10 protein-coding genes are annotated in these 18,148 nt (G+C 44.6%); 2 read left to right on the forward strand and 8 right to left on the reverse strand.

Annotated elements, in window-relative coordinates; genetic code table 11:
• Positions 1 to 85: 85 nt before the first annotated feature.
• Positions 86 to 454 carry a VOC family protein gene (locus tag ACT89M_RS20875; RefSeq protein WP_154887844.1) on the reverse strand — a complete coding sequence of 123 codons (369 nt, stop codon included), beginning with the start codon at positions 452 to 454 and terminating at the stop codon, positions 86 to 88.
• 166 nt (positions 455 to 620) lie between these two features.
• On the opposite strand from ACT89M_RS20875, the gene ACT89M_RS20880 reads away from it, so the two are divergent.
• Positions 621 to 1,178: a DUF1697 domain-containing protein gene (locus ACT89M_RS20880; RefSeq protein WP_308722869.1), complete on the forward strand. Its 558-nt coding sequence runs from the start codon at positions 621 to 623 to the stop codon at positions 1,176 to 1,178.
• A 214-nt stretch (positions 1,179 to 1,392) separates the two neighbouring features.
• Here the strand turns inward: ACT89M_RS20880 and ACT89M_RS20885 are convergent, their stop codons facing one another.
• From ACT89M_RS20885 to ACT89M_RS20905, 5 genes are all read right to left on the reverse strand, one after another.
• A complete protein-coding gene (locus ACT89M_RS20885; RefSeq protein WP_154887840.1) occupies positions 1,393 to 1,836 on the reverse strand; it encodes an Hsp20/alpha crystallin family protein in 444 nt (147 codons plus the stop codon).
• A 214-nt stretch (positions 1,837 to 2,050) separates the two neighbouring features.
• The gene (locus ACT89M_RS20890) at positions 2,051 to 3,241 is read right to left on the reverse strand and encodes an MFS transporter (RefSeq protein ID WP_487344794.1); all 1,191 of its coding nucleotides are present in this window, start codon (positions 3,239 to 3,241) and stop codon (positions 2,051 to 2,053) included.
• 72 nt (positions 3,242 to 3,313) lie between these two features.
• Complete coding sequence (locus ACT89M_RS20895) at positions 3,314 to 4,132, reverse strand: MerR family transcriptional regulator (RefSeq protein WP_487344795.1); 819 nt, start codon at positions 4,130 to 4,132, stop codon at positions 3,314 to 3,316.
• Between the two features lie 212 nt (positions 4,133 to 4,344).
• A complete protein-coding gene (locus ACT89M_RS20900) occupies positions 4,345 to 6,588 on the reverse strand; it encodes a carboxylesterase/lipase family protein (RefSeq protein ID WP_487344796.1) in 2,244 nt (747 codons plus the stop codon).
• 609 nt (positions 6,589 to 7,197) lie between these two features.
• Entirely contained in the window at positions 7,198 to 9,114 is a 1,917-nt protein-coding gene (locus tag ACT89M_RS20905) for an AraC family transcriptional regulator (protein ID WP_487344797.1), read from the reverse strand.
• Positions 9,115 to 9,371: 257 nt separating this feature from the next.
• Between ACT89M_RS20905 and ACT89M_RS20910 the strand changes: the two genes are divergently transcribed.
• Entirely contained in the window at positions 9,372 to 10,991 is a 1,620-nt protein-coding gene (locus ACT89M_RS20910; RefSeq protein WP_487345320.1) for an alkaline phosphatase, read from the forward strand.
• A gap of 146 nt (positions 10,992 to 11,137) precedes the next feature.
• On the opposite strand, the gene ACT89M_RS20915 is transcribed toward ACT89M_RS20910, so the two are convergent.
• The gene (locus ACT89M_RS20915; protein ID WP_487344798.1) at positions 11,138 to 13,831 is read right to left on the reverse strand and encodes an endo-1,4-beta-xylanase; all 2,694 of its coding nucleotides are present in this window, start codon (positions 13,829 to 13,831) and stop codon (positions 11,138 to 11,140) included.
• 191 nt (positions 13,832 to 14,022) lie between these two features.
• Positions 14,023 to 17,979, reverse strand: coding sequence for a hypothetical protein (locus ACT89M_RS20920; RefSeq protein ID WP_487344799.1), 3,957 nt, complete (start codon positions 17,977 to 17,979; stop codon positions 14,023 to 14,025).
• Positions 17,980 to 18,148: the final 169 nt, after the last annotated feature.

Consider the following 18,148-nt stretch of genomic DNA (forward strand, 5'->3'; position numbering starts at 1 on the left):
TTTTATAAACAATAAGGAACTAAAAAAACTCCCCTTACAGTAACAGCTTTACAATTTAGCTGTGTTCCACTTGGGGAGTCGTATATCAGGCTTTACTGTGAAGAGTGATTAAATAACCATCGGGGTCAGCAAATGTGAAGGTGCGCCCGAAGGGTCCATCGAGTGGTTCAGATGTAATCTCTACACCTGCTGCGAGAAGCTTGTCGTGGATGGCTTGTGCATCAGGGGCATGCAGCCACAGAGCGACACCAAGCCCAGGCTGCGTGTCTGCACCGAGTTTTACTCCTGGCATAAGATCACGAAGAGCAAACGCGATGGGCTTTGTTTCAAAAACGACTGCATGAGGCGGTCCAGCTTGTGAACGGACCAGACCAAGATGATTTTGATAAAACGTTGCCGAGCTTTCAAGATTGGTCACCTGAAGTGAAATGAAATCGGGTCCAATGACTGACATATAATAACGTCCTCCTTTATATTGGGTTAATCAAAGATTGCTAAGATCTTATACATAACCTCGCTTGCTTGATATGTATCTTGATTATAAAGACCCTCTCTTGCCAACAGTATGTCAGTAGCGTTTTTCATTTTTAAAAATTTTCAAGTGGTTGGGGGATGTATACATGATCTACGTTGCTTTGCTACGGGGTATTAATGTGGGCGGCAATAACAAAATCGGGATGAAACAGCTGAAAGAAACGTTTGAACAGGCTGGTATGCAAGAGGTAGTGACTTACATCAATTCTGGCAATATCATCTTTGCCGATGATCAGGCACGAAGCGATGCCCATGCCGAATTATCTGCCATTTTGGAACAGGCCATTGCTGCGGATTTTGGCTTACAGATTAAAGTTCTCGTGCGTGACATGGATGAGATCACATCTGTCATGCAGGCACTGCCTTCCGGTTGGACCAATGATGATCAGGCCAAAAGTGATGTTTTCTTTTTGTGGGAGGCAATTAACGATGTCGATATTCTGGAGAAGCTGCCTCTGAAACCCGGTGTAGGCGAGCTTATTTATGTACCTGGTGCGCTCCTGTATTCAGTTGGTCGAGAGGAAGCAACACGGAGCGGCATGAATAAACTTGCAAGCTCGAAGATTTATTCGTACATGACGGTTAGAAACGTTAATACGACGCGTAAAATTTATGCGCTTATGCAAGCCGCTGCTGAAAAATAAAACCAGCATTCCTGTTCAGGAACAGACTCCTTTCATGTACTTGCTCCACCAATCGTCTCAAGGGAATTCGTTCCTGCCTGCCTGCGGAACATGAAACATGTATTACATAAAAAAGGACTTAACATCAGTTCTCTGATGTTAAGTCCTTTTGCATTTCATTTTACGTCTTAAATCCTATCTTGCATTCCTATGAATGACTATGCTTATGCCTTCATCAGTCAATCTGAATACGTCTGCGTGTCTGTTCATCATCTGGACGTTTCGGAATATCCAGCTTCAGCACTCCATTTTCCAGCCGTGCCTTGATATTCTCTTCATCAATATGATCCACATAGAAACGGCGGACAAATTCCCCGGCACGACGTTCTTGACGAATCATTCGATTATCGTCGTCCTTTTGCTCAACCAGTTCATTACGTTTGGCGCGAATGACGAGTTCATTGCCTTGCACCTGAATATCGATGTCTTCTTTGGCAAAGCCAGGCAATTCGGCTTCGACCAGATATTTGCCGTTTTCCTCGCGAATGTCGGTACGGAATGGTTGCATACTACTTCCAAACGAAGAGAGGAATGAAGTGTCAACCATGTCATGGAAGGATTTCAGCATCTGTCCGAACGGGTCATCATTTCTTCTGCGAAATGGAATCAGATCAAACATGAACATCATCTCCTTAAATGTGGTTGGGTTTGTTGTTGCTTACATCTATTATTGTATTCATGATGCTACGATGGTTCAAAGCCGATAAAATGCGATTTAAGGCAATAATCTGCGATTTCGGTTAAATACATTAACATAGATCGTTGTATCATTTATTTTGACCAAATCTGACCTTCTGACTTTGTCTGACCAATTTTTGATACTTCACCGCAACTCACTGCGTATTGATCTCCTGTCCAGAAGTCGCTAATCTTTTCCTCTTGCTTGCTCCCCCAAACTGTAGTACTGCTAATAAAACGGCTAAACCTACCGCAACAAAGCCTGCCCAATTCAATGCCAGAACCGATGAACGGCTGATCACAATCCCGCCCAACCCGGAACCCAGTGCAAAGCCAAATTGGATAAATGACGTATTCAAACTTAGCGCAATGTCCGGACTACGAGGGGCTAACGTCACCAGGTATAATTGCTGAGCAGGAGAGATGCTCCATGTAGCCAACATAAATATCATCAGCACCAGGATCAGCAAGATCAGATGTGTACCCGTTACAGCAAATAATAGAAGCGTCAGACCTTGCAACACTAACCCAAGAAAAATGGTGAACTTCGATCCTCTGGCATCCGCCAGTTGTCCGCCCAATTTGGAACCCATAAAACTACAGATCCCTGCCAAAAACAAGATCAGGCTAATTTCGGTCATGGTAAGGGACGAAGTCGTTTGCAAAAACGGCGTGATATACGTGAACAAAGTTGCGTAGCCGCCCACATATAACAGTGACATCATCAATGCGATTATAATCGATTTATTTTTCAACAACGAGAGCTGCATGCTCACGGTTACCTTCTCTTGTTCTCGGATGGAAGGTACCTTTCGATAGATAATCAGAAATGGAACAATACTGAGCAGACCAATGACGATAAATAACATCCTCCAGCCAAACCATTCACTGAAAAATGTACCGATCGGCACACCAAGCACAAGCGAGCTGCTTAATCCCATCAGAATAATTCCAATCGCATTACCTCGCTTTTCATTCTCCACAAGCCTTGTCGCTGCCGCCATCGCAACGACTGTGGTCATGCCACCGCTTGCTCCCTGAATGACGCGTATCCAGATCATCGCCTCATACGAGAGATCCAACATCATGATGCCATTGCTGGCAATAAATACCCCAAAGGTTAGGAGCAATAGTTTCCTTCGGTCAGCATTAATGGTTACGGCGATCAAAATAGGTGCAACAATAGCTGCTGCAAGAGCAAATACCGTGACAAGCAAGCCCGCTTCCGCCGTAGATACGCCAAGATCGGCGGGCATCATCTCAATAATTCCGGTAATAATGTATTCAATGGTGCCGATTAGAAACACAGCCAATGCCAGAATATAAATCGTGCCTTTATTTTTCAATCCTTCTCACTCCATCTACTATATGTTCATTTTCACTTAAGCCTTCGATATAAGTTAGTTCAACTTATATCGTTACCTGCATGTGATAGGAATCTGAATCTCGATGTACTGTGCATCCTGTTCAGGAGATAAGGGCAAATAGTATTCTCTGCCCGGCTCATTCTCTTTGATCTGGTAGTTGTTTTTCTCGATCCACCGTGCTAAATGCACACAGGCTGCCCCATCAAATGTCGAATGCGAATGAAACGCCATAGAGGCGACCATCGGTTCCGGCGGTAGATTCCTGATCTGAAACGGCTCAGCAACTGCAGGAGGCTGACCCGTTAAGAAGTAACCTACTTCGTACTCGAATTCATCCTCTTTTCCATCCACCTCTCGCCACAACACAACCTGTGGTCCCTGAATCCATTGGCGCAGGTCTTTGGTTAGCAGTGAATCCAGATGACCCAGCAGTTCCGGAATACGCTCTTCTCCCCCGTTTGCAGTAAAGAACAGGAAGGTCTGAGCAGCCTCGGCTTTAATTCGGATCTCCTGGCCTGTCTCCCATAGTCCTTCGCTTTCCATAAGCTGGATGCGTTCCTCAATGCGGACAAGCCTGGCTTGTTCCATATCAATCATTTGCTGAATCTCACTTCGCTTCAGTCTCAGCATGCCCTGAATCTGTTCATGCGAGATGTCTTCCTTCACTAGCTGCGTGATCTGCGGCAGTGTAAAGCCCAATTCCTTGTAGATCAGAATCCGGTTAAGTTCGAGCAACTGATCTGCGGAATAATATCGGTAACCCGTGTCCTCGTCTACTTTACGCGGCTTGAGGATACCGATCTGGTCGTAATAGCGCAGCGTTTTTAAAGAAAGCTTGCTGAGCTTGGCAAACGTACTGATTTTGAACAATGTATCATCTCCAATCCATTAGCTTAACGTGAGTATACAGTCTCCCGTGCAGGGGAAAGTCAAGGGTAGCATGCTAGAGAACATAAAGTCAGAGTTAGTAATCAATTCTTAAGGCAATATAAAAAGGACAGGAGCATGGATCCCCTGTCCTTCCTTCTCATTTTAAGTTAATTGCTGTCATTTTTCTTAACTTAATTTTTGTGGTTTTTCATTTACTCCCAGAAGAAACGGCCTGCAAGCACTTTTTCGTTCAACAGTTCGTATGTCTCTTCAGACAGCTCTTGCTTCATCTTCGCGTTCACAGCTTCTTTGCCTTGATTGTACTGGGAGGACATGCCGATCTCGGCAGTTGTGTTATTCGCATCCAGGCGCATGATCGGTGCTTTGGCGTTTTTCGTCCATGGCGTCCATTTAGCAAGTTCAGACGTTCCGCCCGTACCTGGCTTGCCCGTATACAGGAACTGCTTCAGGTAAGCTGCCATCGCAGCAGACAGTTGCTCACGTCCAGGCTTGTTGGCATCACTGAAATAACCTTCAGGGAAGTAAGCCGCAATACCTGCTGCTTTTCCTGTATAGAAGTCCATATCGGCACCATGCGGAGCCCCTAACAAGGTACGCAAACGTTCAGAGATGACGCCAGGCTGGGTTCCCCATGCAAAACGATATGCATATACTGGCGGCTGACTCGCCGCACTGGTTAACTTTTCAGCAACTCGCTCCGCATTAAAGCCTGCGTATGCCTCGCTGCCATATTTGATTGCAGCCGCATATTGAGCTGCTTTCGTCTGATCCGTAAACAATGTACCATCATTGATCGATGGAGCAAAGTTCGGATCACCGAAGGCAAAAGCAGAGAATTCCGTTTCCAAGCTACCGAGCAATACAGGCACTTTCGTATATTTGCCACTGTTGATCGCATCAAAACCTTCTTTTGGAATGACCGTACCATCACGGAATAAATGCGGGAATGGCTGCATACGGATGGCCGTTGCGCCAAATACCGTCACTAGTTTATCCGCAGGCAATGCACGTAGGTATGTTTCCAGCTGCGCAGGTGTTTGCTTGCTGATCCAAGCTTTGGCTTCGCCTTCATTTGCAGCTTTGCCTTCTTGTACAAGCAGCTTCACGATCGCATCCTCGGATTTCTGTTGTCCTTCTTCAGGTGAAGCTGTCGTCAAACCACCGCTGAATGCAATCGCCTTTTGATACAATCCCTTGCTAAGCGGAGAGATCAGTGTTGCCAGAACATCCCTTGCCCCGGCAGATTGACCCGCGAGTGTCACATTTCCGGTGTCCCCACCAAAACCTGCAATGTTATCCTGAACCCACTCTAATGCACGGAATGCATCAAGCAAACCATAGTTGCCGGAATCATCCAGAGCATTGCCTGTTTTCAGCGCAGCATTCTGGAAGAAACCTAGTGCTCCCAAACGGTAGTTCACCGAGATAATGATACTGTTTGTATTGCGTGCAAGCTGTTCTCCCTGGAAGTCCTTGCCTGATCCAGTCATATTACCGCCGCCGTGCAGGAATACCATGACCGGAAGTTTTGTGCTAGTTGTATTCGGACGCCAGATGTTCAAATATAAGGAATCCTCACTACCCACTGTAGTTTTACCGGAAATTTGCAAGCTGTTTGCCGCGAACTCTTTGGCTTCTCTTGTGCCTGTCCAAGCCTTCGGTTCTTGTGGTGCTTTCCAGCGTAGTTCGCCTACCGGAGGCGCCGCATATGGAACGCCAAGCCAGCCAAGCGTGCCGTATTGATCATAGGCTTTACCATCAATGGCACCGTATTTTGTTTGTTGCAGCGTTTGAGGTTTAAACGCTCCCGCCTGTTTATGTTTGGACCAGAGTTGTTCGAGCGTACCTGTACCATTTTTGAGCTGAGCCTGCAAAACCTGTGCCGTGGCTTCAGCCATTAAACGGTTGGTCAGTTGTGTCGTTCCTTTTCCTTGAAGGGATTTGATACCATGGCTTGCCGCGAATGCGGAAGCTTCTCCTGAAGTGTAATCCGTGCCTGCTTCATAACCAAGAGCCTTGAGTAGCAAATCTGCATATTCCTCTGCTGTCAGTGGAGCATTAGGCGCAAAATGTTCCGTATCCGTGACCACACCAGCTAAATAAGGATGCTGCTTCAAGTATCCAACGACGGGTTGCAACACCTTGCCTGCCTGAGCGGCATCCGTATACGTTTCGGTTCCTTGATAGGCCAGAGCCTCTTTTTCCAGACCTGATAAACGCAAGTAAAGCACCGCGGCTTGAATACGTGTGGCATGTTTACTCAGGTAAGCCGCGTTCACGCCTTGCCCATTCCCGCGAATAAGCTCGGCTTTTACCAGTTTGTCCATAGCCGGGGACAAGGATGGAGCTGTATTCCCTGCTGCATAAGCGGGTAGACCCGATACACACATGCTCAGAATCGCTGCTACTGCAATAGAACGTTTCATTTTTTTCATTGGTTATTCTCCTCGCTGTCTAGTCGTGTATGATGGAAAAATAGTTTCGGAAGATTGCACCGCTCGGTACAGTATTCCAAGGTTTGGATCATTCTATTTCTTGGTCTTGGAAGAACGGAAGATCGGCCCTCCTTTCTGCTGACATGAACTGTTGCAACCCTTCGGTTATGACATTCAGGCGGATCATATATAAAAAAAACCTGAATCAAAGGCACACAGACGTTGGATCACATCGTCTACTGCCCTCAATTCAGGTTTTGCCTGCAATACGTAACAACCCTGAGAATAATGAGGTGTGTTATTGAATTAGTTTACTATAGTAAAAACGCAATCAATCGTCTGATCTTTCCGAACGAAGCGAATGAACTGGAACAGGTCTTGCCCTGAGATCGGTTACAATCCTGTTATTACCGTGATATTAGCACAGAATGAAAGCGCTAGCAATATCTTTTTAAAAAAGTATCACTGCTTACAGTTCTCGGCTCATGCTATAAAAAAAACCATGAACAAATCCGGATGGATACATTCATGGTGTTACGTGCATGGTATTCTGTTACGATCAGGCAGTATTAGCTAACCTCTCAGTTATTGCTAGTACAGCAATTACAGCTATTGGAGCTTTTTCACTTGTTCAATCAAACTGTCCAGACCCTTATCCGCCAGATACGGCCCATAGTTCCAGTAGTTCCTGGACACGTTGATAATTCGATTATGTTTGATCGCAGGAATACTCTGATATACCGGTTCCTCAAACAGTTCCATCATCTGATCCATCTCTTCATCTTCCATCTGAGTGAAGAAGTAATCTGCAGGCTTGTCTGCCAGTTTTTCCAAGGACAACACTGTGCCGCCATCTGAATAGATTTTATACTGCTCAGGCATGGAGAATCCAAAATCCTCATAGATCAGCTTGCCCAACGTACCGCCCTCGCCGCCAAGCAATACCTCTTTATTGTAGATCACAAACGACATGGCTGTTGTGCCCGGTTTAATATTAATGTTCAGTTCACTGCGAATGCTCTTCAGTTTCGCTTCAAACTTTGCAATCCATTGCTCGGCTTCATCCTTACGATCCATAATATCGCCCATCGTTCTCAGCGTATTAATGACATCAGGATCGCCGCCCCAGGCCACCGTAATGGTTGGTGCAATTTTGGCATACGTATCTACAATTTCCTTGCTTGTGTAGTCCGGTACAATGATCACGTCTGGTTCCAGACCTGATATCATTTCAACGTTACCGTTGCCTGAGCCGATGTCCGGAACACCTGCGAGTTCTTCTGGATATTGCTCCAGTGTTTCCGTGTTTGCACCTGCTGGCTTCATTCCGAGAGGTAACAGATATCCGCCATAGGTTATGATAACTGGTTTGGAAGGCTGCGCCGGAATCTCAACCTTTCTTCCTGTAGCATCTGTATACGTTCGAGTAGATTCCTGTACCGGTTCTGCACTCGTTGCAGGCTGTGACTGTTCAGTTCCCGCCCCGCATGCTGCGAGCAGCAGCGATAAACTAAATAATAAACTAACCGCCAATGTTGGCTTAAAACGAAGGTTCAACTCGTCCACGCTCCATGTGTTGTATTGATAATGATTATCGTTATTACCAATATAACTATCGATGATCCTGTCATCAATGAACGATTCAGACTTCTTATTCGTACGATTTGAACCTTTGATTCGATGACTGTGCATTTTATACTGTGCTGGCGTCTCACCTGTTATACGTTTGAAAATACGGCTAAAGTAGTACAAATCCTTGTAACCAACACTTTCAGCCACCTCCCGGATCTGTGCTTCCGTCTCGGTCAGCAAACGTTTCGCTCGCTTGATTCGAGTCTGAATGACATAGTCCATGGGACTGCATCCGTACTTGCGTTTGAATACCCTGGCCAGATAATGCGTGCTGTAATGAAAATGCGTAGCCATATTTTCCATGGAGATAGAATGAGCGTAGTGCTCCTGAATGTAGGCTTCGATCTGCTCCGCCAGCTCCAGCGATTCGACCTGCCGCTGACGCGCCATCTTCCACTGGCGAAAGTGCTCATACACCAGTTGATAGAACAATCCTGTCACCTGTAACCGATCCAGTTCATCACTAGAAGTCCAAGACTCCGCCATTTTTTCCACAATCGTAAGAAGCGTTAATGGGTATGATGCTGCAAAATAATAGGGTTCTCCTCCCTGAAACGCATTCACGCCTCGTATACTTCCATCTTCCGATGATTCAAGAGGTAACGGGGCTGATTGCGGTTTATATAGCAGTAAATAATAATCTAACGGTTGCTTCATACAACGAATCCGCAATGACGTACCTTTTTCACCATGCAGAATGAGTGTCTGATCCGATGTAAATCGGTTTATCCCGAATTGAATGTCTGCTTCGCCTTTACTTAGGATCAAAAAAGCCGGAGCCGGTAAAATGGTTGTCGATAACTCTTGTTCTGAATGCAATACGTTATGGCGGATATCGATCAGTTTCACTTGATTGTTATTCCACCACCGAATGGCTTCTGACCATTCTTTCATGTTGAACCACCTCAAAATGATCATTGGACTTTGGTTCCTGCATGTCCGATTTCATCCTTACCATACTAGAGTGCTCAACGTTTTGTCCAGTTTGTCTATTATGTAAGCTTTGACTTATAATCGTAATTTTTACAATTAATTAACCTAAAGCTAACGCTCGTTTAGCAATTGCCCTATACACTGGGTTCTGGGACTAACTATACATATTTATTAGGAGGATGTTCATGTTAAATCGCTTCAATACCCGTGCAGCCAAAATGATGCTCGCGGTCACCACCATTGTTACAGCTACGCTGGGAGGCAGTAGTGCAGCTTGGGCTGCGGAAGACGGTACTTCAACAACTTCTGCATCACCTATCAAAAATGTAATCATTCTTATTCCTGACGGAATGGCTAATGATGCTACTGCACTGGCTCGTTGGTATAAAGGTTCATCCCTGACCATTGATTCCATGGCAAGCGGCATGGTTCGTACACACTCCGCGGATGCGCCGATTGCGGACTCGGCTCCTGCAGGAACAGCCTTTGCGACAGGACATAAATCTCATACCGGTTTTGTCGGTGTTTTGCCGGACAAGGCTACCATGCCTGGACAAAAACCGATTGCAAAAGGCGACGAAAGGAAACCAGTGGCTTCCGTATTAGAAGCTTCCAAACTTGCGGGTAAAGCAACGGGTATTGTAGCTACCTCCGAAATTATGCATGCAACACCGGCAGACTTCTCTGCCCATTATCCTGACCGTAAAAACTACGATGCACTCAGCAAACAACAAGTCTTCAACGGCATCGATGTTGTACTGGGCGGCGGCAGTAAGTATCTGGAACCAGCTGGACGCAAAGACGGTAACAATCTCGTTGCCTCCATCAAAGCACTCGGCTACGATTATGTAACTACACCTGCGGCGATGAAAGCATCAACTTCCAACAAATTGTGGGGTATGTTCTCTCCTGCAGGCATGTCATACAACATGGATCGTGATCCAGCCAAGCAACCAAGTCTGGCGCAGATGACATCCAAAGCAATTGAAGTTCTCTCCAAAAACGAGGACGGTTTCTTCCTGATGGTCGAAGGCAGTAAGGTAGACTGGGCTGCTCATGCCAATGATCCGATTGGGATTATCAGTGACGTGCTCGCTTTTGATGATGCTGTAAAAGTAGCGATGGACTTCGCCAAAGCCGATGGACAAACTGCTGTTGTAGCCGTATCTGACCATCAGAACGGTGGACTTACGATTGGTAATGCATCTACAACAGGCACGTATGACAAAGAGCCGTTGTCCACTTTTATCGGACCTTTGAAAAAGGCTAAATTGACAGGTGAAGGTGTAGAAGCGAAACTGGATGCGAAACGCACCAACATCAAAGCAGTCATGAAACAATACTATGGCATTTCCGATCTGACTTCCGAAGAGGTTGCTGCAATTAAAGCCGCCGAGCCAGGTAGCCTGAACTATGTCGTAGGCCCAATGATCAGCAAACGTGCCGGTATCGGCTGGACAACTGGCGGACACACGGGCGGAGACGTTGTACTGTACACGTATGCTCCAAATAATGATCGTCCATTTGGTGTCATTGATAATACAGATGTAGCCAAATACATGGCACGTGTCCTCAATCTGGATCTGGACAGTGTAAGCAAGCAACTGTTCGTACCTGCCAAACAGGCGTTTACAGCCAAAGGGGCCACAACCAAACTGGATCTGACGGATGTCAAAAATCCGAAGATTCTCGTAACAAAAGACAACACCAAACTGGAGTTGCAAATCTACAAAAACATTGCACTCGTGAATGGCAAAAAGACAGCTCTTGAAGGTGTGATCGTGTATAACGGTGTAGAAGCTTTTGTACCGCAGGGCGCTGTAGATCTGATCCAATAATAACGACATTACCGAATAAACAGAACACCCAAACTTAGCGAGACGCCTCGCCGTGTTTGGGAGTTTTTCTGATAATTAGATGATTAATACATGATTGAATGAATAAGCCAATCTTCTTGCCTACTTATTTATCATCATTCATTGGTTTATTTTGAAAACGTCAGAATGCCATACTGGGAAGTGTTCTTCCAGCTGTCATTGGTGAGATCATTCCATTTAGCCGTACTTTTGTTATTGTTTCCTTGGTTGTCATTAATTTGAAGTTCAAATCCCATGACTTGGCCTTCCTTCGGCACGAGGGACTGTAATCTGATCTTAGCCTCCACCTGATACCCCTTGGACGTTTTCTTCACAGCACTTTGGAGCCTTCCCGGAGAGGCACTGCCAGCAAACGTACCTACATTATCTGCACTGATCCGGAACTGGGCATCATCGTATTGATAGAACGGTGTACGCTGATGATTTTCATCCAGGAAAATCTCAACCGAATCCTGATCCCATGGATCAGGAGCGTTGGTTATAATTTGTGGATCAGTGACATCGATAAACAGATATAAATTCTGACCAGACCACATCGCACGTGCCTCAGCGGATGCACCTCCGCTCTGATTCAGTGGTGTAATATGGAATGGCATAACCTTATTCCATTTTGCATCCTTCTCACCATCTATCGTTACTGTTCCTTGCAAGGCTTTCGCAGACTTAGGCATACTCGCAAACTGAATAACGCCATATTTGCTGGTGTCTTGATCCTGGGATAGTGTGCGGTCATTCCAGTACAGAACCTGCTGTCCTCCTGAACTGTTGTTTCCACCATCGGTCACCCGTACATCCAGGCCAACTTCACGTGCAAGTGCCCCTTGTGCATTAGTCAATGGTATGGATAATTCAACCTGATAACCGTCCGCCGCTTCACGAACGCGATACGTATTTGGCTTAGCTCCTGTCACTTTGCCTTCACGGCTTATGGTGATATGTCGATCATCTGCCTCATACACAGGAGTTTTGCCATTGTTCAGATCAACGAACAGCTCCACTTTATCTTTGGCATGTTTGGTCGTATCCTTTACGTCAACCAGAACATACAAATTATTTTTATCCCACAACGTACGGAACGCCGCTGAACCCGAATTGCCTTTCAAAGCTGTGGAAACAGCCTTGTTCCAGAGTGGATCTTGTTTGGCTGCCTTCGTATTTGGTGTACCAGACAACGTAACAGCCCTGTTCGTCAAAATAGGCAGGCTTGATTCATCTGCCAACCCCCAATAGGCCGGTTTGGATTGCAGAGCACTATCGAATAAAAAGGCTTGATTGTTATACGATTTCTCATCCTGTAATCCCCATAAGGTCACCGATGAGATGACATCGCTATGTTTTTGATACAGGTCAAACAGCTCTTTATATCGGTAAGCCTGCTTCACTGCAACATCCTGAGGTAATGTCTCACCATAAGGAATTCCGCTATCGACATCCAGTTCTGTGATTTGGATATCCAGTCCAAGACCGGCAAACAGATTGATTGTTTTCTCAATCTCGTCAATCGGCGGAGATTCAAGATTATAGTGGGATTGCAGACCCACGCCATCAATCAGCCCTTTTTCTTTCAACTTTTTCACCAGTTGATACATATGCTCTCTTTTTTCAGGAATTTCGGTGAAATACTCGTTGTAGTATAATTTCGCATCCGGGTCGGCGGCACGTGCAAACTCAAACGTTTTCTCAACATAATCCGGACCAATCAGCTCGTAGAACGGGCTTTTGCGCATTCCGTTTGCATCCCCGTTACTATCTGCAATCGCTTCATTCACAACGTCCCAGGCGTAAATTTTGCCTTTATATCGTTTCATGACCGTATCTACGTAATTCTGAACCCGACTGAGTAGCAGCTCCCTGCTCGCAGGGTTGCCCTGGTCATCCTTGAACATCCACTCTGCGGCATCAATATGCCAGAGCAAGGCATGTCCACGTAAACCCATTTGATTTTTCTGTGCAAAGTCCACATATTCATCCGAGGCTTGGAAGTCATACACGCCTTTGGAAGGGGACACAAACTTCGGTTTCATCTCATACGTTGCGGTCAAACTGTTAAAGTGTTTGGTTAACAATTGACCGTAAGCTCCTTCAAGCTGCCAGCGATACACCGCGGCTCCAATCGGAAATTCAGTCTGGTACAGATCTTGCAAGGAAGGAATATCGGTCTCAATAGCGAGTGGTGCGGCTTCCTCAATTGTGAAATCATCCACATAAAATGACAATGTATCTACCGTGTCGTCGGAAACATAAGGTGTTTCAATAAAGAAATTCAAGTCCTCGGGATTATCGCTGTATTGGTACGTGGCCGTAACCTTATGCCATTGCTGCCAGTCGTCTTTGGGAATCGTGACCTTGTCCAGCATGTTCCAGCTCTCTGCCCCATTCTTCTTGTAGGCCGTTAGCTGAATCGTCTGATCTGAAGCTGGTTTCTCCGTAAGCCTGACATAGAATGAAATGTTATAAGTAGAATTCGGCTTCAACAGACCTTTCATTTTAAGCATCGGCCCATGAAAGGAGCGCTGACGGTTCGAGACAAGCATACTCCGAGTACCTTGATGCGCTGCCTGCTCTGAAACGGTCAAACTTTCGCTGCCAACACGCTGAAGCCAGCCTTGAAGTGTCCCATCCTCAAAATCGGTTTGAAGCACCTTGAGGTTCTGCCCAGAAACCGCCGCAGCCCCAGAACTTGCTCCCTGTTCAATCTGCTGTTCTTGCGCAAAAGCAGCCTGCTGAAAAGGAAGCGTCGTCATCACCAGCATCGTTGCCAGCAGGGTTGAACTCATTTTTTTAAACACCTTCGTCTTCATTTCATTCCTCCTCTCAATTTAACTTGTATTATACACTTTGAAATAACGCTTACATATATATTTTTGTAAATTTTTTCAATAAAAATAACAGATGGTAGTCATCCCATTACATATGGTATTCGAGATTAGACCAAAACAAGAAAATTCTGACGAAATATTCCTTTCGTCAGAATCTCTTATTTCCTATGTTTCTACTTCATCTTGAACACTCCGTCACGCAATTCAAAGGGAGCTGCTCCAGCTTCGAGTGCACTCAAAGATTCGTATAACAACTTTCCATCTTTTGAATATCTCAGCTCTGCAAGCTTTCTATAGATTTCTTTCTCTGATACGCTTCCTTGGAAAAAATGCATGATGATGTGAGTAATAAAATCTATTTCGTTCTGTATTGCTGCGAACTCTCTAGCTAAAATGATAACGTCATATGAACCAATGAACAGAAACTGTTTACTTTTTTTCAGAACATCAATTAAGAGATCTTCACTCCAAGGTAATTGTCTGGCTAATAGAGGTAATTGCTCTTGGATTAAAAGCATCTGAGGTAAGATAAAAGGCTTAAAATCACCCGCAGACTTTTGAATTGTTCTATAAACCCAGCTCACTAGTTCATCTTCATGCTCTTGTTTCCAACCCAAATTATCTTTATGCACGTATTCACCATGCTTGCCACGTGTGTAATAGAACACGTCACTCGAGTTGTTAAGCACGATATCCAGCGTGTTCTCCGTCGCCCCTAACTCTCCAGTTAACCAATCCCACACCTGACTTCTGGACACAATTCCACCTTGATCCAAAATATACTGTTCTGTGAGAATTTGAAGCGTAAGATTGTCAGACTCTTGATCTGCAACAGCAACAAGAGGATATCTTACAAAATTGAAGTTGGTTATCTCAGCTTCTTCTGTCTGTAATAAATCATACAACGTATACGTAGACTCAATTCCATGCATCTTGCAATAATCCAACATTTCTTCGTACAGACGTTTAATATGAACGACAGGAGCTAGTGTTAACAATTCATTTAATCTATTGCTCAATGGTATATACTCAGAAGTATTCAACGGATAGAACTCCTTTAAACCAATCATCCCAAGATCAGCACGAATAAAATCACTATCCGTCGCAAAATTGAAATCCAGAGTGAAGCTTTTCCAGCCGCGTCCAACAACAAACTCTTCCCTCAGCTGCTCTCTGGAAACCGCGGTGTTATGTTCTCTGATATAAGTTTTAATCATTTCCGCATTACTGAGCTGAAATCCATCATCCTCATGCCAAATATGCGGAAATTTTCGAAGCTGCAGTGTGGAAGAGCCATATTTGCGCAAGAGCGTATATAAGGCATATTCGTTAGGCACCTGAGCATTAAGTAGTTCAGGTTCAAACTTATAAAATAAATGTCCTACAGCAATAGGGCTTCTTGTCGACAGAAGGTTTTCGACTTCAGCGGAAGTCCTCTGAATGAGAGGAATATTGGGATGAACATAGCTATGGTGTATGTAAACTCCTCTTCCCCACAAATAAGCTATATCTGCGTAATCATCGCGACTAACTACAGAAACGATATCCCGCTTTTTTTCAAAATCACCGGGCCACAGATTTGCAGCTATCTCTAACAATTCTTCTGCTTTCTTATAAATTTCAATCCCTTCAGGATACATCCGCAACAACATTTCTACTTTATCCGCCTTGGTGCTGTTCGATAACATAAAGTGTTGATCCTTTACGGAATAAATAGTATCTTCTGTCCATATTTTCATCAATTGTACCGGCACATAATCGTCAATAATCATTCGTTTTAGAAGTTCCTCTTCATCAGCAGCTTCAATCAGCATTCCCTTGTAATTTTGTTTAAGCAATCTAACTAACTGTTCCTTAAGGGTATCTGTCTTCTCTATTGAATGCGTCGTCCACCATCCATTGAAATGATTGATACCGCTGATCTCTAACGATTCAACAATCAGATCAATCTCAAAGGAGGACGTATCTATATTAAAATAGTAGAACCCCTTACCGTTGGTAATTGCTAATCGTAATTCACGTTCAATAAGAGTCATGTCTTTCATTAAACTTGTATGCTGGGCCTTGATGATCTGTCGAGTCCACTCTCGTGTAAACCCGAAATGCTGTCCTACTTCTTCAAGGGTTGGCTTTCTTTTTCCATTTTTATTCAGCCAACGATAACGCATAACTTCGCGATTTCTGTCTTTTCCCCGACTTAAGTCCTCGCCATTGATCCAAGGCTGCCAAATGTTTATCGTTCTCTGTATAGCTTGATCTAAGCGTTCCTCCTGACTAAGCAATTTCCATTGTTCATCCATTAATTGCTGTTGTCTGATTTCATCAAGTTTGGAGCACAATTGACGATAAAATTTATCCACCATCGTAACGCCTACCTGAGGCAAGGTTAACAATCTTTCAAAACTGGCAGGTAACATTCCTATTGTATGAATACCTGATTGATGCAGCTCAGAGATCAGATTGGACAGCCCCTTGTACAATTTCTCCTCTAATCCGGTATGCATTAACGCTTCATCAACGACATATTGCTCCATCTTCCACTGAATGAATCCTGTATTATTCACACGATCATCTAGTTTATTTTTTTCAAGTACGTTGCTGCCTTGTTCCGTTTCTGGTGGGTTTTGAACAGCGCCTCTTTGGATAAGACCGCGTAATTGATCATAGAACTTTTGAACAGCAGTGGAACCTACACCTTTAATTTTGGATGGTAAAACAGATAGGACCTCGGGGAGTTCCTCTAAGGTTTCTATATTCCACTGTTCTTGAATACCACGAATTAAGGCCGCACATCCCTGAAATGGTAAATCTCTGATTGGTTTGCTTCTCAGATCCGCAGGGAGCAAAAGTTCCATTCCATTTAGCCGGAAAATCTTCTCTCCCTCATTTTCGAAGTTCTTAGCATATACCTCGTTCAATTTATCCTCTACATCTTCATCCTGTTCAACATTACGCAGCACAGAAACAATTTCTTTATGCCCTTCTTTTAACAACCATTTTAACGAATAAACAGGTATTCCACTTAGCTGGTCAGATTGAATGATCCCAAATCGTTGTAACATTCGACATGCATGTGGCGGAAGGATTGCATCAAGCTTAATTCCTGCCTTCAATATACCAAGCGTTTCTCCTTGGGGCTCATGCTGCAGCTTCAAGAATCTCCCAAGCTTGTCCTCGAACTGAAAACCAAAAAACCATAATTGAACCATGACATCATGCAGTAGTTTAGATTGTTGATCATATAATTCAAGTAACTTCTCCTCCGTCCATCCACCGAACATCTCAATACCATAAGTCGTAGACAGATCAGCAAGCCTTGATGAAGCGAAGCCTTGTATCTTTTGATGAACTAGCCTCTTTGGAACCTTGACTGAGCCATACTGCTCTGGTTCAGATATGGATACTTCTTCTGTGGTTTGAATCACTGGGGATGGCGCCTGAACCGTCACTCCAGAAATAAATTCAGACAACTGGGAAGTCGTTTCCACAACTTCCCCAACCTCTTCTACATTAATATCCGTATTCTGCAATACAGTTATTTCATTCTCAGAGCCAATACTCGGCTGTTCTTCGTTACTTAACCAAGTAACCCAGCGTTCAGCAGATGGATTCTTCCCCATCATAAACCAGGCGGGTTTACGCCTTGTTGAATTACTACCATTTCGGGCAAATCGAAAATAAATACCTTGTGCATTCCATCGGCCAAGTATCTCTTTCAGCTCCCAGCCACCGACAACCCATAACGCTCCGCCAAAGGATCTCTTATCCACTAAATTAAGGTTTTCCTGCCCAAGTACAACTGCCATTTCCAGTTTGCCTTCATTTTGAATCAGGATATCTGAAAATTCTTCCAGAGCAGAGTGACTATCCGTAGCCCTTTCCTTAGTATGTGTAACCATGGAGGCAGCCTTTTCCGCCGTCACTGCCAACTGTTTCTCCGATAGCTGCACAAGCACTTCTTCAATACTGCGAAATTTCTCATCTAGCGTAGGGAGCAGTTTGGCTTCCAACTGATCCGCAATCACCTTCTGCATCATTTCCGAATTCAATACAGGAGGAGCTTCGATCGGATGAGTAATCGACTCAACTGGCTTAATCGGCATCTGGTAAGGTGGCAATTCAATTGCCACCGAACCGTACAATTCAACATACCATATCGCAAGTTCGAAGATATGACGATGTGCTGTCAGAGCCGTATCCACATGAATTTCCCGACTGTCATGCGCAGCCGTATTTCCATTTTTACGGAGCCACTCGAACTTATCACGAATCGATTCAGAGATTAACCCTTCACGTGCT

Source organism: Paenibacillus sp. NN59 (genome assembly GCF_057597225.1).